General features: G+C 38.5%; 27 protein-coding genes and 3 tRNA genes. 18 read left to right on the top strand and 12 right to left on the bottom strand.

Annotation, left to right across the window (positions count from 1 at the left end):
- Window positions 1–33 precede the first annotated feature (33 nt).
- The 3 genes from D1953_RS09625 to D1953_RS09615 all read left to right on the top strand — a co-directional run bounded on the left by D1953_RS09625 (window position 34) and on the right by D1953_RS09615 (window position 274).
- Window positions 34–105: transfer RNA gene (locus D1953_RS09625), tRNA-Asn, on the top strand.
- Window positions 106–108: 3 nt separating this feature from the next.
- A tRNA-Ser gene (locus D1953_RS09620) sits at window positions 109–199 on the top strand.
- Between the two features lie 3 nt (window positions 200–202).
- Window positions 203–274 (top strand) — tRNA-Glu (locus D1953_RS09615).
- Between the two features lie 194 nt (window positions 275–468).
- Here the strand turns inward: D1953_RS09615 and D1953_RS09610 are convergent.
- Window positions 469–1,401 (bottom strand): 1,4-dihydroxy-2-naphthoate polyprenyltransferase, encoded by a 933-nt coding sequence (locus D1953_RS09610; protein WP_119116963.1) that lies wholly within the window; start codon window positions 1,399–1,401, stop codon window positions 469–471.
- Between the two features lie 266 nt (window positions 1,402–1,667).
- Here D1953_RS09610 and D1953_RS09605 point away from each other — a divergent pair, with 266 nt between their 5' ends.
- From D1953_RS09605 to D1953_RS21210, 7 genes are all read left to right on the top strand, one after another.
- Window positions 1,668–3,077, top strand: a complete 1,410-nt coding sequence (locus D1953_RS09605) for an isochorismate synthase (RefSeq protein WP_119116962.1) — start codon at window positions 1,668–1,670, stop codon at window positions 3,075–3,077.
- Entirely contained in the window at window positions 3,070–4,803 is a 1,734-nt protein-coding gene (gene menD / locus D1953_RS09600) for a 2-succinyl-5-enolpyruvyl-6-hydroxy-3-cyclohexene-1-carboxylic-acid synthase (RefSeq protein ID WP_119116961.1), read from the top strand. The genes D1953_RS09605 and menD overlap by 8 nt, the downstream gene beginning before the upstream one ends.
- The gene (menH, locus tag D1953_RS09595) at window positions 4,800–5,609 is read left to right on the top strand and encodes a 2-succinyl-6-hydroxy-2,4-cyclohexadiene-1-carboxylate synthase (protein WP_119116960.1); all 810 of its coding nucleotides are present in this window, start codon (window positions 4,800–4,802) and stop codon (window positions 5,607–5,609) included. The genes menD and menH overlap by 4 nt, the downstream gene beginning before the upstream one ends.
- A 12-nt stretch (window positions 5,610–5,621) precedes the next feature.
- Complete coding sequence (gene menB / locus D1953_RS09590; RefSeq protein ID WP_119116959.1) at window positions 5,622–6,440, top strand: 1,4-dihydroxy-2-naphthoyl-CoA synthase; 819 nt, start codon at window positions 5,622–5,624, stop codon at window positions 6,438–6,440.
- Window positions 6,441–6,526: 86 nt separating this feature from the next.
- Window positions 6,527–7,996: an o-succinylbenzoate--CoA ligase gene (locus tag D1953_RS09585; protein WP_119116958.1), complete on the top strand. Its 1,470-nt coding sequence runs from the start codon at window positions 6,527–6,529 to the stop codon at window positions 7,994–7,996.
- Window positions 7,993–9,108, top strand: coding sequence for an o-succinylbenzoate synthase (gene menC / locus D1953_RS09580; RefSeq protein ID WP_119116957.1), 1,116 nt, complete (start codon window positions 7,993–7,995; stop codon window positions 9,106–9,108). The genes D1953_RS09585 and menC overlap by 4 nt, the downstream gene beginning before the upstream one ends.
- A gap of 222 nt (window positions 9,109–9,330) precedes the next feature.
- On the top strand, window positions 9,331–9,480 hold the full coding sequence (locus D1953_RS21210) for a hypothetical protein (RefSeq protein WP_182480558.1): 150 nt from the start codon (window positions 9,331–9,333) through the stop codon (window positions 9,478–9,480).
- Between the two features lie 35 nt (window positions 9,481–9,515).
- Here D1953_RS21210 and D1953_RS09575 read toward each other — a convergent pair whose 3' ends face one another.
- The gene (locus tag D1953_RS09575; RefSeq protein ID WP_119116956.1) at window positions 9,516–10,232 is read right to left on the bottom strand and encodes a response regulator; all 717 of its coding nucleotides are present in this window, start codon (window positions 10,230–10,232) and stop codon (window positions 9,516–9,518) included.
- Window positions 10,225–11,835 (bottom strand): ATP-binding protein, encoded by a 1,611-nt coding sequence (locus D1953_RS09570; protein ID WP_182480557.1) that lies wholly within the window; start codon window positions 11,833–11,835, stop codon window positions 10,225–10,227. Before D1953_RS09570 ends, D1953_RS09575 begins: the two co-directional genes overlap by 8 nt.
- A 134-nt stretch (window positions 11,836–11,969) precedes the next feature.
- Here D1953_RS09570 and D1953_RS09565 point away from each other — a divergent pair, with 134 nt between their 5' ends.
- Window positions 11,970–13,025: a DctP family TRAP transporter solute-binding subunit gene (locus tag D1953_RS09565; RefSeq protein WP_119116955.1), complete on the top strand. Its 1,056-nt coding sequence runs from the start codon at window positions 11,970–11,972 to the stop codon at window positions 13,023–13,025.
- Between the two features lie 133 nt (window positions 13,026–13,158).
- On the opposite strand, the gene D1953_RS09560 is transcribed toward D1953_RS09565, so the two are convergent.
- Window positions 13,159–13,320: a DUF1540 domain-containing protein gene (locus tag D1953_RS09560; RefSeq protein ID WP_119116954.1), complete on the bottom strand. Its 162-nt coding sequence runs from the start codon at window positions 13,318–13,320 to the stop codon at window positions 13,159–13,161.
- Window positions 13,321–13,466: 146 nt separating this feature from the next.
- On the opposite strand from D1953_RS09560, the gene D1953_RS09555 reads away from it, so the two are divergent.
- On the top strand, window positions 13,467–13,622 hold the full coding sequence (locus D1953_RS09555) for a DUF1540 domain-containing protein (protein WP_119116953.1): 156 nt from the start codon (window positions 13,467–13,469) through the stop codon (window positions 13,620–13,622).
- Between the two features lie 175 nt (window positions 13,623–13,797).
- Here the strand turns inward: D1953_RS09555 and D1953_RS09550 are convergent, their stop codons facing one another.
- Together D1953_RS09550 and yidD are read right to left on the bottom strand one after the other, a co-directional pair.
- The gene (locus D1953_RS09550) at window positions 13,798–14,748 is read right to left on the bottom strand and encodes a metal ABC transporter solute-binding protein, Zn/Mn family (protein ID WP_182480556.1); all 951 of its coding nucleotides are present in this window, start codon (window positions 14,746–14,748) and stop codon (window positions 13,798–13,800) included.
- A 126-nt stretch (window positions 14,749–14,874) separates the two neighbouring features.
- Window positions 14,875–15,111 (bottom strand): membrane protein insertion efficiency factor YidD, encoded by a 237-nt coding sequence (gene yidD / locus D1953_RS09545; RefSeq protein WP_119116951.1) that lies wholly within the window; start codon window positions 15,109–15,111, stop codon window positions 14,875–14,877.
- A 162-nt stretch (window positions 15,112–15,273) separates the two neighbouring features.
- On the opposite strand from yidD, the gene D1953_RS09540 reads away from it, so the two are divergent.
- Window positions 15,274–15,747: an S-ribosylhomocysteine lyase gene (locus tag D1953_RS09540; protein WP_119116950.1), complete on the top strand. Its 474-nt coding sequence runs from the start codon at window positions 15,274–15,276 to the stop codon at window positions 15,745–15,747.
- Between the two features lie 86 nt (window positions 15,748–15,833).
- On the opposite strand, the gene ytzI is transcribed toward D1953_RS09540, so the two are convergent.
- Entirely contained in the window at window positions 15,834–15,977 is a 144-nt protein-coding gene (ytzI, locus tag D1953_RS09535) for a YtzI protein (protein ID WP_119116949.1), read from the bottom strand.
- 170 nt (window positions 15,978–16,147) lie between these two features.
- Between ytzI and D1953_RS09530 the strand changes: the two genes are divergently transcribed.
- Window positions 16,148–16,591 carry a Dps family protein gene (locus D1953_RS09530; protein WP_119116948.1) on the top strand — a complete coding sequence of 148 codons (444 nt, stop codon included), beginning with the start codon at window positions 16,148–16,150 and terminating at the stop codon, window positions 16,589–16,591.
- A 108-nt stretch (window positions 16,592–16,699) separates the two neighbouring features.
- Here the strand turns inward: D1953_RS09530 and D1953_RS09525 are convergent, their stop codons facing one another.
- Window positions 16,700–16,954, bottom strand: coding sequence for a DUF6154 family protein (locus tag D1953_RS09525; RefSeq protein WP_119116947.1), 255 nt, complete (start codon window positions 16,952–16,954; stop codon window positions 16,700–16,702).
- A 245-nt stretch (window positions 16,955–17,199) separates the two neighbouring features.
- Between D1953_RS09525 and D1953_RS09520 the strand changes: the two genes are divergently transcribed.
- Window positions 17,200–17,544 carry a hydrolase gene (locus D1953_RS09520; RefSeq protein ID WP_119116946.1) on the top strand — a complete coding sequence of 115 codons (345 nt, stop codon included), beginning with the start codon at window positions 17,200–17,202 and terminating at the stop codon, window positions 17,542–17,544.
- A 175-nt stretch (window positions 17,545–17,719) separates the two neighbouring features.
- Window positions 17,720–18,196 carry an RNA deprotection pyrophosphohydrolase gene (gene ytkD, locus D1953_RS09515; RefSeq protein ID WP_119116945.1) on the top strand — a complete coding sequence of 159 codons (477 nt, stop codon included), beginning with the start codon at window positions 17,720–17,722 and terminating at the stop codon, window positions 18,194–18,196.
- 126 nt (window positions 18,197–18,322) lie between these two features.
- Here the strand turns inward: ytkD and D1953_RS09510 are convergent, their stop codons facing one another.
- From D1953_RS09510 to D1953_RS09500, 3 genes are read right to left on the bottom strand one after another with little or no spacing between them, the layout of a single operon-like run.
- Complete coding sequence (locus D1953_RS09510) at window positions 18,323–19,114, bottom strand: ABC transporter permease (protein ID WP_425454264.1); 792 nt, start codon at window positions 19,112–19,114, stop codon at window positions 18,323–18,325.
- Entirely contained in the window at window positions 19,104–19,868 is a 765-nt protein-coding gene (locus D1953_RS09505) for an ABC transporter ATP-binding protein (protein ID WP_119116943.1), read from the bottom strand. Before D1953_RS09505 ends, D1953_RS09510 begins: the two co-directional genes overlap by 11 nt.
- Window positions 19,869–19,872: 4 nt before the next feature.
- The gene (locus D1953_RS09500; RefSeq protein ID WP_119116942.1) at window positions 19,873–20,868 is read right to left on the bottom strand and encodes an ABC transporter substrate-binding protein; all 996 of its coding nucleotides are present in this window, start codon (window positions 20,866–20,868) and stop codon (window positions 19,873–19,875) included.
- An 84-nt stretch (window positions 20,869–20,952) separates the two neighbouring features.
- Here D1953_RS09500 and D1953_RS09495 point away from each other — a divergent pair, with 84 nt between their 5' ends.
- Together D1953_RS09495 and D1953_RS09490 are read left to right on the top strand one after the other, a co-directional pair.
- On the top strand, window positions 20,953–21,786 hold the full coding sequence (locus D1953_RS09495; RefSeq protein ID WP_245980006.1) for an alpha/beta hydrolase family protein: 834 nt from the start codon (window positions 20,953–20,955) through the stop codon (window positions 21,784–21,786).
- 35 nt (window positions 21,787–21,821) lie between these two features.
- Window positions 21,822–22,064 carry a DUF2584 domain-containing protein gene (locus tag D1953_RS09490; protein WP_119116940.1) on the top strand — a complete coding sequence of 81 codons (243 nt, stop codon included), beginning with the start codon at window positions 21,822–21,824 and terminating at the stop codon, window positions 22,062–22,064.
- A gap of 86 nt (window positions 22,065–22,150) precedes the next feature.
- Here D1953_RS09490 and pckA read toward each other — a convergent pair whose 3' ends face one another.
- A complete protein-coding gene (gene pckA / locus D1953_RS09485) occupies window positions 22,151–23,731 on the bottom strand; it encodes a phosphoenolpyruvate carboxykinase (ATP) (RefSeq protein ID WP_119116939.1) in 1,581 nt (526 codons plus the stop codon).
- Between the last annotated feature and the right edge of the window lie 543 nt (window positions 23,732–24,274).

The raw sequence follows: 24,274 nt of genomic DNA, 5'->3' as shown, positions 1-24,274 counted from the left end.
GGTCGGTGGTTCGAGTCCACTTAGGCCCACCATTCCGCAGTAGCTCAGTGGTAGAGCACTCGGCTGTTAACCGAGCGGTCGTAGGTTCGAATCCTACCTGCGGAGTATGGGGAAGTACTCAAGAGGCTGAAGAGGCGCCCCTGCTAAGGGTGTAGGTCGGGTAACCGGCGCGAGGGTTCAAATCCCTCCTTCTCCGCCATTTGGCCCCTTGGTCAAGCGGTTAAGACACCGCCCTTTCACGGCGGTAACACGGGTTCGAATCCCGTAGGGGTCATACAGCTAAAGCAGATTTAAAAGTATTGTTACATACAAACTTTTAAATCTGCTTTTTTATTTTTCATCTTAATGTGTCTGCTAATTGGTGCGAATACAGAGAGATTAGAGTGAGTTCGTGAAATTTAATAGTTTTTCAAGTTTGCTGCATATAATAAGAAACCAGCCGCAATTTAATCATTGCGGCTGGTTGTATTAAAATAAATAACTAATTAGTAGCCCGACTGCCATTAGAAATCCAAAGAATGTGTTCGTTTGGGCCGTTGCTTTCATTGATGGCATCATTGTGATAGGTTCTGTTTTCCCTATAAACCCTGTTGTTGCTTTAATAGCTTTTGGTAGGCTTAAAAAGGCGAGTAGAATCCAAGCACTGACCGTTCCTGTTAAAACTAATCCAATTAGCCATAGATAAGAAACCGCAAACATAATCGCCATAAATATGATCGCTTTCTTGCGTCCTAAAACAATTGGCAGGGTTTTGCGCCCATTCGCTTTATCTCCGTCATGGTCACGAAGGTTATTGGACATATTGATCAAGCCGACTAAAATCCCGCTCGGTACAGATACTAAAATGGCAAGGGTCGATACATAGCCGGTTTGAATAAAGAAAGCGATTAAAATGATAAAACACCCCATAAATAAGCCGGAAAAAAGTTCGCCAAATGGTGTGGATGAAATCGGTAGTGGACCACCTGTATATAAATAACCAACCAGCATACAAATAAGTCCAACAGCTGCAAGCCACCAAGAAGATACGGCACAAATATAGAAGCCAATTCCAATGGAAACAGCATACATTGCGAGTGCTAGTGTCATAATCAGCTTTGGAGTCATACCGTGACGAACAATTCCACCGCCAATCCCAATGGAATCTTCCGTATCTAACCCTCGCTTAAAATCATAATATTCATTAAATAAATTAGTAGCAGCTTGTATTAAAATACTAGCAACCATCATAGCTGCAAACAACAGCCAATTGACGTTACCTTCTAAAAGAGCAATAATTGTGCCCAATAAAACGGGTACGAATGCGGCTGTTAATGTGTGGGGGCGAATAAGTTCCCACCAGATTTTCCAGCTGCGTTTAACGGTCCGTTCAGCTGAATGATTAGTAAAATCAGTATGCATCTCGTTTCTCCTCTATCATTTATAGTCATATGAAATTATATCAAAGTGTACGTAGTAAAGTGTAGGAAAACGTTATGAAACTGTCAATTGATTTTAAAAGCGAAAATATTTCCAAAATCAAGGATGGATATGGGTTTATATAATAAGGAAAAAAGTTGTCTGAATCTTTAGTAGAAGAGGCGATTAATTGACATGAGGTTAAATAGAGGTGTATCTTTAAATAGGTTTAGTATGTATTTAAAATGTATGGTAGTGGGGGGATTTTTTTGGCTATTTCAGAAGAAACTGAACAGCTTCAAGGACTGGCTTTTGCTATGCAACGAGCAAAGGAACGAAATGAATCAGTCCTATTCAGCCATGTAAAGAAAATAGAGTACAAGAACCCCCTTTCATTTTATCAAGCTGGAAGAGAACAATATGCAGGAGAGCGCTTCTTTTGGCAGGACCCTGCAAAGGAAATTACGATTACGGGTTTAGGTAATATAAAGAAACTTCAGGCGACAGCAAGTGCGAATCGTTATAAACAAGTAGAAAAATGCTGGCTCAAATTGCAGAATGCTGCTGTTCAATCAGGAGTACGTGATGTAGATGCGACCGGCCCTTTACTATTTGGAGGCTTTTCTTTTGATTATGAACAAAGCAGTTCTTTATTATGGAACCAATTTGGCGATAATTTATTTTATATACCTGCTTATATGTTATCAATCGTAAAAGGAGAAGCTTATTTAACGACAAACATTCTTTGTTCGCCAGAAGACCAAGAACAACTTTTCATCCATATGATAAATGAACGGGAAGAATTTTTAGTAGAACGTTTAGAGAATAGAGAAGTGCCAACCAACGCATTAGTGGAACAACGAGAGATTCGTCCAACTGAGTGGAAACAAACGGTCGCAAAAGCAGTAGATGAAATGAAACATAGTGATTTAGATAAAATTGTGTTAGCTCGAGAATTACGCGTCGTGTTTCAAGATCGTATTGTTTCAGAAAAAGTGTTAGAGACACTAATGGTAGAACAACCAACAAGCTATATTTTTAGCTTTGAAGCGGGTGGAGATTGCTTCATTGGAGCCACACCAGAGCAATTAATTAAGAAAAAGGGCAATGAGGTGTTTTCAGTTTGTTTAGCTGGCTCGATTGCGAGAGGAAAAAGCCAGGAAGAGGATACACGCCTTGGCGATGAGCTGTTGCATGATTCGAAAAATCGAATGGAGCATCAGTATGTAGTGTCAATGATTACGAATGCTTTACAAACGCTTTGTGAAAAAATTATTGTACCAGATGAGCCGGAGTTAATGAAAATTCGACATATTCAGCATTTATATACGCCTGTGAAGGGGATGTGCGGGGGAGATGCGACCATTTTTGATTTTGTTGAAAAATTGCACCCAACTCCTGCAATGGGCGGTTTGCCAAAAGAGAAGGCGGTTGTTCGAATTAGAGAGATTGAAGGATTAGAACGCGGCTTGTACGCAGGTCCTCTCGGTTGGGTCGATTCGTACGGCAATGGGGAATTTGCTGTTGGAATTCGTTCAGCGCTCTTACAAGGTAATGAGGCTTCTTTATTCGCTGGTTGTGGTGTATTAGAGGATTCATTACCAGAAAGTGAATATCAAGAGACAGGAATTAAGTTTAATCCGATGTTAAGTGCTTTAGGAGGACATCTTCATGACTAACCGAGATGCATTAACTGCTTATATAGCGAGCTTTGTTGATGAATTAGCACAAAATAAAGTAAGACATGCTGTTGTAAGCCCAGGGTCGCGTTCGACACCGATTTCTTTGCTGCTTGCGGAGCATCCGGACATTGAAGTGCATCTAAATGTCGATGAACGCTCCGCAGCGTTCTTTGCTCTTGGTTTGGCAAAGGCGTTAGGAGAGCCTGTCGCGATGATTTGTACGTCCGGAACAGCAGCAGCGAATTATCATCCGGCGATTGTTGAAGCTTACTATGCGCGGGTACCGCTACTTGTGTTGACAGCTGACCGCCCGCATGAATTACGTTATGTAGGCGCACCACAGGCTATTGACCAAATTGAATTGTACGGTAAGCATGTAAAATGGTCAGTTGAGATGGCGCTTCCTGAACAGACAGCAGAGATGACTAATTATGCGAGAACAGTTGGAGCAAGAGCGGTTGCAACAGCAGCCCTTTCTCCAGCGGGCCCTGTGCATCTTAATTTCCCTCTTCGTGAACCACTTGTTCCAGATATGAAAAAAGCGAAAGAATATCGTCAGGAGTCTTCTGCGGTGCTAATTGAAGATGGTGTACGGACTCTTGCACAATCCCACGTTAAAGCGCTTGCAAGTACGTTAATTGAAGCAAAGCGAGGCATTATTGTTGTGGGTGAGTTAAAGGATGATTCCGTGGGTGAGGCCATTGTAGCGCTTTCAGAGCAGCTAGCTTTCCCAATTCTTGCTGATCCATTATCTTTATTGCGAAGTGGTACACATAAGCAAGAGCAAATTATTGAGACGTATGATACCTTTTTACGTGATGATGTAGCAAAAGAGATGCTTAATCCGGATCTCGTGTTACGCTTTGGGGCTATGCCTGTATCGAAGGCTTTGCTATTGTTTTTGAAAAAACACCATTCAGCAAAGCATCTCGTCGTCGATGACGGAGCAGGCTGGCGTGAACCCGCAGGACTAGCAACGAATATGATCTATTCTGAGATAAGTACGTTTTGTTCTGATATGTTAAATCAATTAAGCGGAATTCGTGATTTAACTTGGCTGCAACGTTGGCAAGCAGTGAATACAGCAACTAAAGAGGCACTTTATTCGCTTCGGGATGATGCAGAATTAAGTGAGGGCAAGCTCTTTTTATTATTAAATGAGTTAATGCCGACACATTCAACGTTGTTTGTTGGCAACAGTATGCCTATTCGGGACTTAGATACGTTTTTCTTTAACAATGAGAAACAAATTCGGACGCTTGCTAATCGTGGAGCAAATGGCATTGATGGCGTTGTTTCTACCGCGCTCGGTGTCAGTACAGTTTCGGAACATACTGTCCTTGCGATTGGGGATTTAAGTTTTTATCATGATATGAATGGATTGCTTGCTGCGAAGTTACAAAAGAAAAATATGACAATTTTATTAATTAATAATGATGGCGGCGGTATTTTCTCCTTCCTTCCGCAAGCGAATGAGAAGGAATATTTTGAACTTCTCTTTGGCACACCACATGGGCTGGACTTTGCTCATGCGGCCGCTCTTTACGGAGCAAAATATAATAAAGTGAAAAATTGGGAAGAGTTCGGGCAAGTATTTACACAGTCCTTTACAATCCCTGGCTTAAAGATTATTGAAGTGTCAACAGAAAGAGAGTCCAATTTAGTTAAACATCGAGAATTGTGGAATTTTGTTTCCCAGGAAATAAAGGACGTTCTCTCATGAAGGTTGTTTGTCGAGATGTAACATATCATGTTGAAGTAGCGGGCCAAGGAGAGCCGCTGCTTTTGTTACACGGCTTTACGGGCAATGTGGATACATGGTCCTTTCTTGTTCCGATGTTGAGAGAAAGCTATCAGCTTATTATGGTGGATATTATTGGTCATGGGCAAACGGACTCTCCAAAAGAAGTACGAGCATATGAAATGGAGCAGGCGGCTGCTGATTTAGTTTCTATTTTAGAGAAGTTAGAAGTTTCGACTGCCCATGTGCTTGGCTATTCAATGGGGGGGCGACTAGCATTAAGCCTGGCGATGTTGTACCCACACTATGTACGCAGCTTGCTATTAGAAAGTGCTTCACCTGGTTTAGAGACAGAGCGGGAGCGTTTGGAGCGGCGCAAGCAGGATCAACAGTTAGCTGAACGTATTGTAGCAGATGGGATAGAAGCGTTTGTTGAAGCTTGGGAAAACATTGCGTTGTTTCAAAGTCAAAAGCGTTTACCAAATGAGCAAAAATTAGCGATTCGCAAGCAGCGTCTAGCCAATTCTCCCCTCGGTTTAGCGAATAGCTTGCTTGGGATGGGAACAGGAAGTCAGCCATCATGGTGGAACGAGCTTGAAAAACTAGATATGCCTGTACTTTTAATAACAGGAGAGTTAGATTCAAAATTTTGTAAAATAGCGAATCGAATGCAAAATCGGCTAAAACATGGAGAATGGACAATAATAAATGATGTTGGGCATGCGATTCATGTGGAAGATGGAGAAAAGTTTGGTAAAATAATAAGGGAGTTTTTACTGAAACATTAAGGAGGAAGAAAAATGACTGTTCAATGGGAAACAATTCGTGAGTATGATGAAATTTTATTCACAAGATACAATGGTATTGCGAAGGTTTCAATTAACCGACCTCATGTACATAATGCGTTTACACCGAAAACGGTAGCAGAAATGATTGACGCATTTGCAAGAGCGCGTGATGATTCCAGCATCGGTGTGATTATCTTAACGGGTGAAGGCGGCAAAGCATTTTGTTCAGGTGGAGATCAGAAGGTACGCGGACATGGCGGATATGTAGGCGAGGACGAAATTCCACGTTTAAACGTATTAGATCTTCAACGCTTAATTCGTACGATTCCAAAGCCGGTTGTAGCGATGGTTGCAGGATATGCAATTGGTGGCGGCCACGTTCTGCATGTCGTATGTGATTTAACAATTGCAGCTGATAATGCGGTATTCGGACAAACTGGACCAAAAGTAGGCAGCTTCGATGCTGGTTATGGTTCTGGTTACTTAGCGCGCATCATAGGACATAAGAAAGCACGTGAAATTTGGTACTTATGCCGTCAGTACAATGCACAGCAAGCATTAGATATGGGATTAGTTAATACAGTGGTTCCTTTAGAGCAATTAGAAGCAGAAACAATTCAATGGTGTGAAGAAATGCTTGAGAAGAGCCCAACAGCATTACGCTTCTTAAAAGCAGCGATGAATGCGGATACAGATGGCCTTGCTGGTCTTCAACAAATGGCTGGCGATGCTACACTTCTTTACTATACAACGGACGAAGCAAAAGAAGGACGCGACGCTTTCAAAGAAAAACGTACTCCAGATTTCGGACAATTCCCTCGTTTCCCTTGATTCGAAGGAATGCTTGAGAGAAAACAGCTTGGCGGCTTGCGTCAGGCTGTTTTCTTTATAATAGGTTATTCGAAAGGGGATATGACATGGAAGAGCAATTACCGAATTGGTTGAAAAAAAGAGCAGATATTACGCCTGCTAGACCTGCTATTGAATTTGAAGGTATTACATATAGCTTTAAAGAGTTAAATCATATGGTAGAAGAAATGGCAGGAAAGCTTGCTGCTAAAGGTGCAGAACGAGGTAACACTTGTGCGATACTAGTGCGTAACCACTTGGATAGTGTTGTAATGATTCACGCTCTTTTTTATATAGGTGTACGAATTGTCATGCTGAATCATAAATTAACAGCAAATGAGCTTGCTTGGCAAATACAAGATAGCCAAGCGAGTATTCTTTTTTCAGAGAGTTATTTTACAGATACATTAAAGGGAATCGAACGAGAGGTTTCTACAGTTAGTGTGTATATAAAAGAAGAATTGGTAGAATCAGTCTGTCCTCAGGTTATGGCAGATTTCTATTTAGAGGATACGGCGACCATTATGTATACATCAGGTACAACGGGAAAACCGAAAGGCGTGATGCAAACATTCGGCAATCATTGGTGGAGTGCAGTTGGTTCGGCATTAAATCTTGGCTTACATGAGAAAGACAGCTGGTATTGTGCAGTGCCGATTTTTCATATTAGTGGTTTGTCCATTTTAATGAGAAGTGTGATCTATGGAATGAAAGTTGTGTTAGTGGAGAAGTTTGATGAAGAAGAAGCCAATTGGCATCTCCGAGAAAACGGTGTAACGATTATTTCGGTGGTAACATCTATGTTAAATCGTATGCTCCTTAATTTAGGTGAGAGAAATTATCCCTCTTCATTCCGCTGTATGCTGCTTGGAGGCGGTCCTGCTCCTTTATCTTTATTAGAGCGATGTAAAGAAAAAGATATCCCTGTATTTCAAACATACGGGATGACGGAGACGGCTTCGCAAATTGTCACACTTACTCCAGAGTATAGCATGGAGAAAATCGGTTCAGCAGGGAAGGCTTTATTTCCATCACAAATACGTATTGAAGCCAATGGCAAGCAAGCAAAACCGAATGAAGCAGGGGAGATTGTCGTCTTTGGTCCAAATGTGACGAAAGGCTATTTCAATAGAGTAGATGCAACGGAGCAAGCCATTAAAGCAGGATGGCTATATACTGGGGATATTGGCTATTTAGATGATGAGGGCTTTCTATATGTGCTTGATCGCCGTTCTGACTTAATCATTTCGGGAGGAGAAAATGTATATCCGGCTGAGATTGAATCCGTATTAAGTGCACATCCCGCTGTTTTTGAAGCGGGTGTTACCGGTGTAGCTGATGAAAAGTGGGGACAAGTGCCCCTTGCATTTGTTGTGCTGACGGAAGAAGTAACAGAGCAACAGTTGCTTGCCTATTGTCGCGAGCACCTAGCTTCTTATAAAATGCCGCGTGAAATCGTCTTTTGTGATCACTTACCTCGAAATGGAGCGAATAAGTTGCTGCGCCGCAAGTTAAAGAAAGAGGATGGGAGAGGATGAAGAAGCCAGTTTCTATTACATTGAGGATCATTGAAGCACCTCTGAAAAGTCCTTTTCAAACTCATTTAGAGACGGTCACCAAACGAGAGGTGATTGTTGTTGAAGCACGCAATGCGGATGGACTAGTCGGGTATGGAGAGGCTGTACCGTTTTCAAGCCCTTGGTATACTGAAGAAACCTTACAAACGGTTTTTCATTTATTAGAAGATTTCTTGATTCCTCTTACGTTTCAACAAGAATGGAAGCATCCATCAGAACTGCCGTACGTTTGGAGTGGCATTAGAAGAAATAGAATGGCAAAATCGGCGCTTGAACAAGCCATATGGGATTTATATGCGAAGCAACAGGACGTTTATATTGGCAAATTGTTTGGGGGAGAGAGAACAGAGGTAGCAGCGGGAGTAGTCATTGCAACAAGCAGTGTAGATGAGGCATTGCGGCAAATTGAAGAGTTTGAACAAGATGGGTATCAACGCTATAAAGTGAAAATTTCTCCTCGCAATGATATTACGCTTTTATCGACCATTCGTGCTGCCTATCCTACTCTTCCATTAATGGCAGATGCTAATTCCGCCTATTCGCTTAATGATATCAAACATTTACAGAAATTAGATCAATTTATGCTGCAAATGATTGAACAGCCATTAGGACATGATGATATTGTAGAACATTCATTTTTGCAAAAACAGTTGAAAACGCCGATTTGTTTGGATGAAAGCATTTGTTCATTTCATGATGCAAAAAGTGCTCTGCTGCTAGGAAGCGGAAAAATTTTAAATATTAAGATGGCACGTGTCGGTGGATGGACAGAAGCGGTCAACATTCATCATTTATGTGTAGAAGCAAGTATTCCTGTTTGGTGTGGGGGAATGATTGAATTTGGCATATCTCGAGCACATAACATTGCTTTAGCTTCGCTGAGCGGTTTTACGATTCCAGGGGATTTGTCTTCTTCATCGAAATATTGGGAGCAAGATATTATTGAACCTGAACTTCAGGTTGTTAATGGAAAAATTACAGTACCGAAATCGGCGGGAATTGGCTTTACGGTTCGCCAAGCATATGTCGAATCAATTACTACTTATAAGCAACTATATGTAAATAAAGTTTAGGAAGCCCGAATTAAGAGCAAACAGTTAAAAACGCCACATGGGCGTTTTTTTATGAAAAAAATTCAAAAATATACATATTAGAGGGGCTGAAGCGTTGATATAAAGGGGTTCTTTAGGTGAGATATAGTGAAAAATAGGTATTTGTCAATTTCCCCTTTTTTGGATTATTTTGTATAATAGAGGAAGTGAAGCATCCTAAGTACAAGACAAGGAGAGAGAAACATGAAAAAACCCTATCTTATTGCAGAAATTTTGTTAAAACGGGGAATGCCAGATTCAGTTGTCAAAGAGATTACCGCTATGAATGAGTATGAAATCGTCTTTTTAAAAAGAAAATGTGCCTTCTTACACAATTCTATTTCAAAAGCATAACAAAGCTGACGAATAGAGGCATTCATCAGCCGTGATTAGAATTCAATCGTACTATATTTATTGATTGGGCGACCAATATTACCGTATTGGGCATCGAGGTGCAGTAGTCCTTGTTCATTTAAGTAATCTAAGTAACGTCGAGCTGTCACTCGAGCAATCCCAACACCATCGGCAACTTCTTCAGCTGATTGAGGAGCATGTTGTTCACTCATAAAATTCATCACTTGTTGTAATGTTGCGACATTTAAGCCTTTTGGGAGCTCGTCTTTGTTAAATAGCTTTATCGGAGTCTTAGGTGTTGTAGAGACTTCATTTGAAAAAATAACTCGATCTAATTGAGATTGTGAGATACTATGATCTGGCTGAACTTCAGTCCGAAACGAATAATATTGTCGGAGCGTGTGCTGTAACCGCTCAAATGTAAAAGGTTTAATTAAATAGTCAAATGCACCATTTTGCATCATTTTGCGAACGGTTTTTTGATCATTCGCTGCGGATATAATAATGACATCGATGTCGATTTGTTCTTTTCGAATTTCATATAGTGTATCGATGCCATTTAAGGATGGCATGAAGATATCTAGAATGACTAAATCGGGTTGATGGTGTCTAATTTTCTCCAGCCCCTCCAAACCGTTTGAGGCTATATCGATGACTTGAAAGTGGTTTACTCGTTCAATAAATTGTTTATTGACTTGCTGGACCATTGGATCATCTTCAATTAATAGTACACGAATCGTCTCTTTATTCATACGAACCCTCCTTGGTGTTATTCATCGGAAATGAAAGAAAAAAGCTCGTTCCTTCATTAGGAGTCGATGTGAAACTAATATCTCCGTGGGACTTTTTCACAATTTGTGCGATTAAATAGAGCCCAATGCCTGAACCTTCTGCTCCCTTTGTTGTGAAGCCATACTCATAAATACTTTGCTGAATGGAGCCCGGTATGCCACAGCCATTATCTTCTAATACAATATGACAATACTCCTCATCTTGGTGGATGGACAAGTAAACTTGCTTTTTCTCCTCATTTGAATTCTTTAACGCTGCGTACGAGTTTTCAATTAAGTTTCCAAGCATTAATACAAAATCATGATGATCCATATCATGAGGAAAACGCTCAAGCTTTAGATTTGGGTCGAATAGTAATTCGATACCCAACTCTTTTCCAATTGATACTTTGCTTAAGAGGAGGCCGACTAAGTTATCATCATGAATACGCTTAGTTAAGAACCGTGTTAGTTCACTTCGCTCTTCAGTAATCTGGAACACATAGTTTAAAGCTTCATCTAGATTACCAAGTTGAATTAAACCAGCAATCGTATGTAACTTGTTCATATGCTCATGATTTTGTGCTCTTAGTGCCTCTACAAAAGCTTTAACACTCGTTAATTCTTCCGCTAGCTTTGTTACCTCTGTTCGATCTTGGAAAATTGCCACTGCGCCAATTGTTTTATCACCAAGCATAATTCGAACTCGATTGCTGACGATATTTTTTTTCTGAACGGAGATTTCTTGATTATAAACTGGTTCATTTAGTGTTAATACTTCGGGTAAGCGAGTATCATGGATAACATCTTGAATGTTTTTACCGATAACATCTCCTGTAATATTAAGCATTTGTTTTGCCCGTTCATTAAAAATTGTAATGATTTCATGATTATCAATTGCGATAACACCTTCGTGCATCGCGTTAAAAGCAGCTGTTCGTTCCATGAGCATATGTGATATTTCATGTGGTTCAAGTTCAAATGTTTCTTGTTTAATATGCTTAGCCATTAACCAGGAGCCACATACGCCAAAGATTAATGTAAGAAGCAGGATGAGTATGATATCATCTTTGAAATAGCCCATGATTTCTGATAAGGTAGGTAAAACATTTCCTACGAGTACGACGCCAATTTGTTTATTGTTCTCATCTAAAATAGGAACAAAAGCGCGAATAGCTGTACCCATTTCTCCTTCTGCTTTAGACAAATATTCATGCTCGGCAAAGGCAGCGTTCTCATCTGAGCTTTTGGACAAAGTGCCAAGCTGGCTATATACAGGATGAGAGTAACGAACGTGATTGGCATTTAAGACAATAATATAATCGGCATCATGAATAATACGTAAGTTTTCAATGAGCGGGTTTAATTCTTTCCACCCTTCTGGTTGTAACACAAGCTCTCGAACGCTTGATAGTTCAGCAATTGTATGCGCTGTAAGCATTGAGCGCTTACCTAATTCATCTTCCTCAGAAGACCAAAGATTACCTAATATAACAATGCCTCCAATTAAAATGGAAAATGCAACAATTCCAAACGATAGCAATGTAATTTTTACTTGTATGGGCATATGAAAGGACTTGTCCATTTATGTGATTCCTCCATGACTTCTATGCTTATAGTATCAAAATCAAACGAGAATTTCTCTCTTTTTGCTTTTGCGCTTTTTTGATGAGATATGTTATAACAAGGATAAATAGATATATATAAGGAGATGGCATATTGCGAGCGTTTTGGGGTTATTTTGCATTAATATCGTTCGGTTTAATCCTCGCAATTTTTATTGCTTTTCAGTCCTTGTTTTCAAAAGAGGATGTTGGGAAGGATTATGAGCAAGTCGGCATGAAAGACCAGATTATCATTAAATTTAGCCATGTTGTAGCAGAAAACACACCGAAAGGTTTAGCAGCTGTTCATTTCGCTAAGCTCGTCGATGACTATACAAACCATCGTGTCAAAGTAGAAGTTTTTCCGAATCAGTCTTTATATGGCGATCAAGAAGAAATTAAGGCGCTACTCGAGAATAAAGTTCAAATGATTGCTCCGTCTACCTCAACGCTTACAGATCTTTCACCGAAGTGGTTATTGCTAGATCTTCCGTATATTTTTCCAAATAGAGATGCCCTTAAAGAAGCGCTATATGGAGAAGTGGGAGAGGAGCTTCTTCACGATTTGGAACGGAATCATATAAAAGGAATGGCGTTGTGGACAAATCATTTTAAGCAAATAACGAGCAATACACCTATTCACACGACAACAGATTTCGAAGGAAAAACGTTTCGGATTATGCCAAGTAAGGTGTTGAAGGAACAATTTGAGCATTTTGGTGCGTCAACTTTGATGTTACAATTTAATGAGACATTTACAAACCTAGAACAACATAAAACGGATAGTCAAGAGAATACAATTTCTAATATTTATTCGAAAAAATTATACAGGCTTCAAAATTATTTAACGATAAGCAATCATGGTTTTCTTGGATATGGTGTATTAATGAATCAACAATTTTGGGATGAACTACCGCCAGATATTCAAGTTCAAATCCAACGAGCTATGCAAGAAACCACGGAATGGCTTTGGACAAAATCAGATGAAATGAATCGTCAGTCATTGCTTGAAATCGAAAGAAGTTCATCCATTTCCATGTATAAACTTTCACCTGCTGAGAAAAAACAATGGATGAACGAAATGACCGTTATTTATCCAAAGTTTGAGCCGATTATTGGGGCGGAATTAATGAATAAAATGAAGGTAATTCGAGAAAAACATATAAAGTAATAGATGAGTAAGTGTTGGGAGCAGCCCAATTCTTTCTATATCGCTCTTATTATGTTCTCGTAAAAACGCCTGCTTGGGGAAGGACAAGCAGGCATTTTTTATAGAAATGAGGTAATGGAACGGAGTCTTTTACTTATAGCCCATGATTGGGTTTGAACGTGCGGCAGCCTGTTTCATGACTAGTGCGTGCACGTTCTTCGGTATAATTCATTACGCTAATGGCATCAGCGGAACAACGGTTGCCGTGTTTCCAAAATGAACAACTATCAACAGAACATTTAACATCTTGAGCCATATAGACCACTCCTTTTGAAGAAATCAATCTTGCTTTTCTAGTTTGTTCAGCGAACTTTCTTGCATACGGGAAGAAATTTGGTAAACGAAAAAGAAGTATCAAACCTTCCTCTTTTGTCCAAAATAAAAAAGAGGAGGTGTGATACTATGGCTCAAGATGTTCTTTGTGAAGTAAACAACTGTAAGTTTTGGGGGTCTGGCAATAAGTGCCAAGCTGATGCTATTTATGTTGTTAGCAATAAAGGGAAACAAGCTTCCAACAGTGAAGAAACAGATTGTAAAACATTTGCACCAGGACTTTAATTTTCGAAAGGTAACCATTGGGGTGGTTACCTTTCCTTATATATATTATTGATAATAACTCTCATTTTCATGCAACTTTATAAATTTTTTTATAAGAATTTTATTGTTTAGCAAGATCTATGTACAAGAAAAGAGGTCATTTAAAAGTGTGAATCTTTTAAACGACCTCTCATTTTTAATTTAAAGCTTTTTGTAACGTTTTTATATTTTTATTCATTAAGCTCATATAATCAGCATTTGCTTCAAGATCGGCATCGGTTAAGATGGCTAAATTATGAAGCTGTAACGCCTCAGCTCCGAGTTCCTTTTGGATAATTTCAGTTAATTTAGAGCTAATATTTTGTTCGAATACAACGTATTTCAAGTTATGTTCCTGTGCTGTTTTCACGATATTTTCTAGTTCCTTCTGTGAAGGTTCAGCAGAAGTGGTTAAACCTGTGACACTAATTTGTTTTAGTCCATAACGTTCTTCCCAATATCCGTAAGCTGCATGAGAAACGATGATTTCATTTGTTTTTCCATTTTTAATTGTAGCTGCTAATTGGGTATCAAGTTCATGCAGCTGTTCGTCTAATTGTTTGTATTGCGCTTCAAAATAATCTGCTTGCTCCGGCATCTGCTTCGTTAATTCCGTTTTAATTGCTGCTGCCATTTGGGCTGTATATAAAGGGTTTAGCCAAAGATGCGGGTCAATTCCTCCATGATCATGACCATCATTGTGACTATGCTCCTGTTCACTATCAGTATGTGCCTCATCATCTAGGTTTACTTTTTCACCAATCGCTACAGTTTTTACACCTTCGTCAGAAAGAATGGGCTGAGCTTTTGTTACAAAGCCTTCTAAATTATGACCGATATAAAAAAAGAGTTCTGCATTTGTCATGTTCACAATATCTTTTTGAGAAGGCTCATATGTATGCTCATCTGTTCCTGGAGGATAAACAGTTTCAACATGAACATACTTTCCCCCGATTTCTTCAGCTAAATATTGCAACGGGTAAACGGTTGTATAAATGTCGATCATATTGTCGTTTGCTGTTTCTGTTTTATTTTTTTCGGCGTTACCACAACCAGATAGGAAAAGGGCGCTTAATAAAAATATAATAGTGGTTAATTGCTTTTTCACGAAAAAAAATTCACTCCTTTGCATTAACTCGTAATTGTTCCGATTTAAATCTAGTAATTAAGCGAAATGATTCCGATTTAACTATTGTATCATACAAGAAAAGAAATAAGAAAGCAAGCGAAAAGTTTATAGCTGTTTCTTCTTTTCTTGTTTCTCAGGAACGGGGTCAAACCCGCCTGGATGAAACGGATGACATTTTAGAATGCGAATAATAGTGAGCAAGCTTCCTTTTAATGCTCCATGTACTTTAATTGCTTCTAGGCCATAATGAGAGCAGGTTGGATAGAAACGACAAGATGGTGGTTTTAATGGTGAAAGGGCAATTTGGTAAAATCGAATGAGTTTTGTTAAAAATGTTTGCATAATCTGTACTCGCTTTCAAAATATTCGTGGTTTTACTATATCACATTTCTGCATTCTTATTAAAATGGTTTGAGTATACGGCCATTCTTCAAAAATAATAAGGATGAAAAAAATTAGATTTAGAGGTAGAATAGGAACATACACATTTAAGGAGTGAAGAAAATGCCTTCAGTTGAAAGCTTTGAATTAGATCATAACGCTGTAAAAGCGCCATATGTTAGACATTGTGGAGTGCACAAAGTTGGAACAGACGGTGTTGTTAATAAATTTGATATCCGTTTCTGCCAACCAAATAAACAAGCGATGAAGCCAGATGCTATTCATACATTAGAGCATTTGCTTGCTTTTAATATTCGTAAACATTCAGAGGCATATGATCATTTCGATATTATCGATATTTCACCTATGGGCTGTCAAACAGGTTACTACTTAGTAGTAAGCGGTGAGCCAACTGTATCTGAAATTATTGATGTATTAGAAGAAACAATGAAAGATGCCGTTCAAATTACAGAAATTCCAGCAGCTAACGAGAAGCAATGTGGTCAAGCAAAATTGCATGATTTAGAAGGTGCTAAGAAATTAATGAATTTCTGGCTAACTCAAAGTAAAGAAGACCTTCATAAAGTATTTGGTTAAGGTTGTCATAAAATATACACAAAAAGGTTCCTGGAGGTTATTCTGACAGGGGCCTTTTTGTGTGGTTTAATTAGCAATGATACTTATTATTTTGAATCATCTGGATACTCATCTGATTCTGGTGCTGGATCAATGGTATGTTTGTATGCATAGCCTTTATTGACTGTAAGCACCGATAGAAAAATAACGATTAGAATGATGAGAATAGAAATAATAAGGATGATTGTCAAATGAATACTCCTTTCTCTAATCAATTATCATTCATGTAAATTGGATACGTGTAGCACACTCGCAGTGAGTAGTGTCTGTTGATTCTGTTTCATTTTACCATAAAATGTAAGGTAATTGAATATCAATTATAGGGGTATAATACATATAGCTTAAATGGGAGGTAATTCATATGGCAGATGCTAAATTAGTGGAATTAGTGAATAAGGAAATTGCGAATCTTACTGTTCTGTATACTAAGCTTCATAATTATCATTGGTTTGTAAGTGGACCGCGTTTTTTCGAATTGCATCAAAAGTGGGAAGAATTGTATAATGAAGCGACAGCTAACTTAGATGAGTTAGCGGAACGATTGCTAGCTTTAGGTGAAAAACCAGTGGCAACATTGAAGGAATATTTGGAGCTTGCTTCTATTGAAGAAGCAACTGGAAAAGAGACACCTGAAGATATGGTTCGTAGTGTGGCTAACGATTTTGAAAAGATTTCAACGGAATTGATTGAAGCGATTGAATTAGCTGAGCAAGCTGATGACCAAGTAACAGGTGACTTGCTCATTGGTATGAAGAAGAGCCTAAATAAGCATGTATGGATGTTAAATGCGTATTTGCAAAAGTAAAAAGTGAAGCCTTGATATTCAAGGCTTCACTTTTTTGAATACAGGAATTTAGGAGAGAAAGTACCTCGAAAGAAAGCGCTTACTATACTTTAGTAAGTGAACAGTGAGTTAGTGAAAAGTACGAGGTGAAAAATATGTAGGTTTGGCGTTTATGCTATTTTGAGCAAATTTACCTTTTAGCGATTCAATAATGTACAAACCCATTAAATTGGTTAATTCTTGTTCATCCATGTCGTGTAATAACTCTAAGATTTCTTTGCGATCTAATTGTTCTAAAACTGCAAATGTCAGCATGTCAATATCTTCTTCATCACCTGTTAGCTTTGTGCGATACATGTTGTATAATTCTTCAATTAATTTCATTAACCTTCACCTCAATTTAATTAAAATTCATCGGAATATGTATGAAAAATTATTCTAGATGTCATACTTTTCAGTGCTATTCTTGATGGTTGGATATATTATATGCGTTACCCTTTGAAAGATACTTTAATCTATAATTCAAAAATTATCCACTCTTTTTTCTTAAAAAAAGTGAATTTTTTCCTTTGTATGAACTGGGAGGGAAGTGGAAAAATAAATGTATGATTCAGAAAGGGGGAGAAGTCTTGGCTGAGCAGCGGAAAACATATTATATTTGGATACCGAATGGGCAAATTTCTCAAAGTAGTACAGATTCACCGTGGAATTTTAAAATTGAAGCAACTGATGATGAAATTATGCAATTGCGAGAGTACTTTGATTATAACTATATGATTGGTGAAGAGAACTTTTATCGTGCTCACGTGCCCCTTAAGGAATATCATCATGATCATGAAAATGATGAACAAGATTTGACACTGCAAAACATTTATCAATTAATTTATAAGCTTGGCGATGAAGAATCAAAGCAACATATCGAAAGCATGGGAATTTTACAAGTAAAGCGAACAGATGACGGCCTCCGGTATTAAGAGGCTTTTTTCTATATGAGAAAGTTATAAAAGAATTAGGGGGGAGCACGTTCAGCGTAAGAGACTTGGCCGATTTTCGCTTAAGATTAAAATAAGGTACTGTGTACGTTTCTTGACTGCAGTCATCTGAAATTCTTGGTACAATTGAATTATTGTAATAGAGGGAGAGAATAACATGGTGACTTTTAAGGATGAACATGGTTTTTTAGTGGAATTTTCATCAAAAGCGGAGTTCGGAGAGGCTTGGCATGTATTAGTACTTTGTCAGTTTCAAGGAAAGTGGGTGTTGACGCGTCATCGAGAACGTGGTCTTGAATTTCCAGGGGGAAAACGAGAGCGTAGCGAAACGATAGAAGAAGCCGCTATTCGAGAGGTGTATGAAGAAACAGGAGGAGTTGTTGGTGAGTTGCTGTTTCTTGGACAATATCGAGTACATGAACCGAATCGATCATTTATAAAATCGATTTATTATACAGAGCTAGCAGCGATAGAGAAGAAACAAGGATATTTAGAAACAGATGGACCTGTACTATGTGCTCAGTTACCAAATAATATGAAAACCGATACTGATTATAGCTTTATTATGAAAGACGAAATCGTACCACTAAGCTTGCAGCAAATCGAAAGAGTAAAAAAGAGCACCACTTTTTAATGTAGTTCCGTTACATCATGTTGTTGACTTTTGGTTCATTTAAGCGTTCAGAGCGAACATGAGCCGATACCACTTTATCAACAAGGCTGCTTAAGAAAGCTTAATCTAAAAAGCGGTGCTATCTAGTTATTGCTTAATTAACTTCTTTTCTAGCAATTCCACAAGCTGATACATAATAGTTGCAATAACAGCGATGATCATAAGTGAGAGCATCACAAGGGTAAAATTAAATACTTGGAAGCCGTAAATGATTAGGTAGCCAAGACCTTTTGATGAAACAAGAAATTCACCGACAATGACACCGACCCAAGATAATCCGACGTTCACTTTTAATGTTGAAATAATTGTTGGAAACGAGGCAGGGAGAATCGCTTCTTTGAATGATTGGGCACGTGTTGCTCCGAAGGTTTGTAAAACTTTTAAGTAGTTTGGATCAACTTCTCGAAAAGCGGTGTACACAACAATAGCGGTGATGATAATGGAAATAATCGCTCCCATTGCAATAATGGAAGAAAAGCCAGGTCCCATTGCTACAATTAGAATTGGACCGAGTGCTACCTTGGGCATGGCATTTAAAATGACAAGATAAGGATCAAGAATTTTTGAAAGCATTGGTGACCACCAGAGAGCTGTAGCAAGCAGTACGCCGAGCAGTGTACCGAGGATAAATCCAAGCAATGTTTCGAAAATGGTTACACTTAAATGCGATAATAAAGTTCCATCCTGAATTTTTATTACGAATAGTCGCCATACTTTCGTTGGTGAACTAAAGATAAGCGGATTAATCCATTGCAGACGTGAAGCAATTTCCCAGGCGCTAAAAAAGATAAGAAAAATCAATATTTGATACAATCGGACAAACCGTTTTTCTCTGATTAAGGAGGCTTTGAAATCATGATGAAGTTGTTTAATGTTCAAGACTTTCAAGCTCCTTCCAAATGGTTTGAAAAAGGGATGGATATAGGGGATGATTACGTGCATTAAAAGGACGAAGTGCACGTAATTCGGCAGGTATGTCAAATATTCGATAAATCTGGCCAGGATTCGCTGAGAATAAATAAATTCGGTCGCTCATAGCGATTGCTTCCCCAATATCGTGCGTTACAAGCAAGGCTGTTTTTCCAAACGATTTTAATGTTTCAAAAACGAGGTCTTCCAGCTTAAGTTTTGTTTGATAATCAAGAGCAGAAAAAGGCTCATCTAATAGCAAAATTTTAGGATTAACAGCAAGCGTGCGGGCGAGAGCAGCACGCTGTCTCATCCCGCCTGATAATTGCTTTGGAAATTGTTTCTCGACGCCTACTAAGTCGACATCTTTTAATAGTTTCAATGCTTTACCGTCTGTATCTTTTATATTTTGGAGTTTTAGGCCGAGTGTTACATTCTCCTCAATCGTCTTCCATGGAAACAAATAATCTTGTTGAAGCATGTAGCCAATCGATGTATCTTGATCAGCTTTTAACGGCTTCCCTTCTAGTTGAATGCTTCCTGAGGTAGCTGGAAATAGCCCGGCGATAATAGAGAGCAGTGTCGTTTTACCGCAGCCGCTAGGACCTAGAAATGAGATGAATTCCCCTTTTTCGATATTAAGACTGATGTCCTTTAGAGCAGTTGTCGCTGTTTCTTGTGTGAAATACGTGTGATAAATAGAGTTAATAGTTAAAAAGCTCATCGTCTTACTCCGTCACTTGTTCGGCAAAGTCGGTGTTGACCAATTCCTCATATTCCATACGTGCTGGTAGCTCACCGGCTTCATTCATGATGTTTTGTAAATTATCCCACTCTTCTTCATCTAAAATTGGATCTGTTGCAAAAGAGCCTTGTTCTTTATAACGATCTATTACGGTTGTCATAATGTCTAAATCCGTATCTTCAAAGTAAGGAGCAATCAATTCAGCAATTTCCCTAGAATCTGTTTCTTGCACCCACTTTTGTGCTTTATAAATGGCACGAGTGAACTTTTCCATGGTTTCTTTGTTTTTTGTTAAATAGCTCTCTTTTGTCATGAACACTGTATAAGGGACATGGCCTGACTCTGTGCCGAACGAAGCAACGATATGACCTTTGCCTTCCTTTTCAAAAATGCTGGCAGTTGGTTCAAATAGCTGTACATAATCCCCGGTTCCAGAGGCAAAGGCTGTTGCAATATTGGCAAAATCAATATTTTGAATAAGGTTTAAATCTTTGTGCGGGTCAATGCCGTGTTTTTTTAACACAAATTCTCCTGCCATTTGCGGCATGCCACCTTTGCGTTGCCCAAGGAATGTAGAGTCTTTTAACATTTCCCATTTGAAGTTTTCAATAGGCTCGCGGGAAACAAGGAAAGTGCCATCTGTTTGTGTAAGTTGCGCGAAATTGATGATAGGATCGGTTGTGCCTTGTGCTGTCACATAAATTGAGGTTTCAGATCCGACAAGGGCAATATCAGTACCATCAGATAGCAGCGCCGTCATTGTTTTATCTCCGCCTGCGGTTGTTTTTAAATCAATCTCCAAGCCTTCTTCCTCAAAAAAACCTTTTTCAATAGCCACATATTGTGGAGCATAAAAAAGAGAACGAGTTACTTCTGCTACGCGTACTTTTGTGACTTCGTCTTTTCCACAGGCTACTAGAGGAATCATTAAGATACAAGTTAATACAAGTATAGATCCCGTCTTCCATATGTTTTTCATTTGTTTTCCTCCTTAAAAATAGGTATGTGCCTAAATTATTGTATGAAGAGAGGAAAGGGGTGGTTCCTTAAAGGGGGGATAATTTTGGTAAGATGCTTTAAACTAGAAGGGAAAGGAGAGTTATTTGTGTTAAACGGTAAAATCATTTCGAAAGAGCGGTTCCCATCGCCGCATCCCGATATTCACTTATATTCCGTGACGTATCTATCACAAGGTCTGCATGTAAAAGGATTGTTAGCAGAGCCAAAGGACGGGGAAGTTTACGATGGGTTTTTATACTTAAGAGGCGGGATTAAAAATGTTGGTAAAGTTCGGCCAGCCCGTATTGTCCAATTTGCTGCCCAAGGATTTATTGTGTTTGCTCCTTTTTATCGAGGGAATCAAGGTGGAGAAGGAGATGAGGATTTTGCTGGCGAAGATCGTTTTGACGCCATTAGTGGATTTAAGTTATTAGAGCAGCATCCGCGTGTGAATAAAGAACATATACATATTTTTGGCTTTTCCCGAGGTGGGATCATGGCGCTTTGGACAGCTATTGAATGTAGAACCGCTGCATCGCTTGTGACATGGGGCGGAGTATCGGATATGTTTTTAACGTATGAGGAACGTATAGATATGCGTCGAATGATGAAACGAGTTATTGGCGGGACACCTGCGAAATATCCAGAGCGGTACGAATATAGAACTCCGCTTTCTGCTGTGAGAGATCTTTGTTTACCCGTGTTAATTATTCATGGTGTCTTGGATAAAAATGTGTCGGTTGAACATGCTTATCGTTTACAAAAAGCGTTACAGCTAGGGAATAATCAAGTGGAAAGCTGGTATTTTGCTGAGTTTACTCATTATTTCCCTCCTGCAATAAATCGAAAAGTTGTTGAAGATTTAACAGATTGGATGAAAAGGCATGTGGAAAAATGATACTATAAAGGTAAATACTTTGAGGGGGTTATGATATGGGGATGCCGATGGAATTGAATACGATGATTGTTACAAAAGGTAATGAAAGACGTGAGGATGAAAATATTTTTCATTTAACAAAAGCGGGTTATCGATTGTATCCAATTGATATTCCAGTTGAAGTGAAGAAGACGATAGAGTCTGATTCAAGTGGGACCGCTATTATTCAGAAAGTAGAGTGGGAGAATGAGCAGACAATGATTACATATCGGCTTATATCACTGAACTCGACAAATTAATGAAATGGCTCGTTTAAGTGCTTTTACTAAACGTAGTATAAAAAACCCGACAATTAACTCTCAATTGTCGGGTTTTTATTCTTGAATTAAGCGATTGGTCCGCCTTGTTCAACGATTTCTTTTGATACGTTGAACTTTTGGATATTTTCACGGAATTTAGCAGCAAGTTCCGTTGCTTTTGCTTCGTATGCTGCTTTATCTTCCCAAGTTTTGCTTGGTTGAAGAACTTCGTCTGGAACACCAGGTACATGAAGTGGAATCTCTAAACCGAAAATGCTATCTTTAACAGTTTCAATGTTTGTTAATTCACCTTCAAGAGCTGCTTGAACCATTGCACGAGTGTAAGCAAGTTTCATACGGCTGCCAGTTCCGTATTCTCCACCAGTCCAGCCAGTGTTTACAAGGTAAACTTTTGCATTGTGCTCATCGATTTTTTCTCCAAGCATTTCTGCATAACGTTGAGCTGGAAGTGGTAAGAATGGAGATCCGAAGCATGTAGAGAAAGTTGCTTCTGGAGATGTAACTCCGCGCTCTGTACCAGCTAATTTACTAGTGTAGCCACTTAAGAAGTGGAACATAGCTTGTTCTTTTGATAATTTACTGATTGGAGGTAATACTCCATAAGCATCAGCTGTTAAGAAAATAATTGTATTTGGATGTCCAGCAACACTTGGTAATACGATATTTTCAATAGCATCCATTGGGTATGCTGCACGTGTATTTTCAGTTAATGTTTTGTCATCATAATCAGGAATACGAGTATCAGGATCAATCACTACGTTTTCTAATACTGTTCCGAAACGGATTGCATCAAAGATTTGTGGTTCTTTTTCACGAGAAAGGTTGATTGTTTTTGCATAGCAACCACCTTCAATATTGAATACACCGTTTGAAGACCAGCCATGCTCGTCATCACCAATTAATTTACGGTTTGCATCTGCAGATAACGTTGTTTTACCTGTTCCTGATAGTCCGAAGAATAAAGCAACATCACCTTCACGACCTACGTTTGCTGAACAGTGCATAGAGAAAATACCTGATTCAGGAAGTAAGTAGTTCATGATAGAGAAGATAGATTTTTTCATTTCTCCAGCATATTCCGTTCCACCGATTAAAACTGTACGACGTTCGAATGAGATAATGATAAATGTTTCTGATTTTGTTCCATCAACAGCTGGATTCGCTTTAAAGTTAGGAGCAGAAAGAATTGTAAATTGAGAATCATGATTCGCTAATTCCTCTTCTGTAGGACGGATGAATAATTGATGTGCAAAAAGATTATGCCAAGCATATTCATTCACAACTTGAATTGGAAGGCGAGATGATTGATCAGCACCTGCAAAACCTTTAAACACAAAAATTTCATCTTTTTCTTTTAAATATTCTGTTACTTTGTTGTATAATTTATTAAATGTCTCTTCAGAAATCGGTTGGTTAGAGTCCCAGTCTATTTTATCTTTTACGGAAGCCTCTTCCACGATATATTTATCTTTAGGTGAACGGCCAGTGTATTTACCTGTTTCAGCTTTAATTGCTCCTGTTGCTGTTAATTCACCTTCGTTACGGCTTAATACTTTTTCTACTAACTGAGGTACAGAAAGTTGTATGTGAGCGTTTTTACCAGCTAATAATTGGTGTAACTCATTAGAAACATCCACAGAATTCATATATGAGATACCTTCCTTTGTTTTAAGTTTTTTAAATTACGATTAGTATAACACATTTATTTAATTAGTCTATACTAATTATTTTTTTTTGTGATTTTTTTTATATGGTCTCCTTAATCAAAGTTTATCATTCGATTAAAAGGAAAAATTTATCAACAAAGCAATGATAGGGCTGCATAACAGGCTTGTCAACAACATTTTAAAAAAATGTCACATAATAAGATTGATATGAGTAATCTGAAACAGATTCACTTTGTCAGTTGCTAAAAAAAGCATTATAGTACTCGACGTTTTCCAACGTATAGAGTAGGTGTCTTTGCAAGCGTATAAGAGGCGCCTAACAAATTTCTTTTAATAGGAAAGAATTAAAAAAAGAAATTTGTTTAATATGACTTTAACTGGAAGGTACTAAAAGGTTTTTTATACTATTCGTAACCCTATGTTATAGTATCCCTTATTATGTATCGTTTGTCGATGTAATTGAATTAGGAACTTATAATCTAATGTTTGGTAGCTAAAAAACGTCATATCCTCTTAGCCTAA

It is taken from the genome of Peribacillus asahii, from assembly GCF_003570725.1.
GTDB classification, from domain to species: Bacteria; Bacillota; Bacilli; order Bacillales; family DSM-1321; genus Peribacillus; species Peribacillus asahii.
This window is presented reverse-complemented; position numbering and strand designations above follow the sequence as displayed.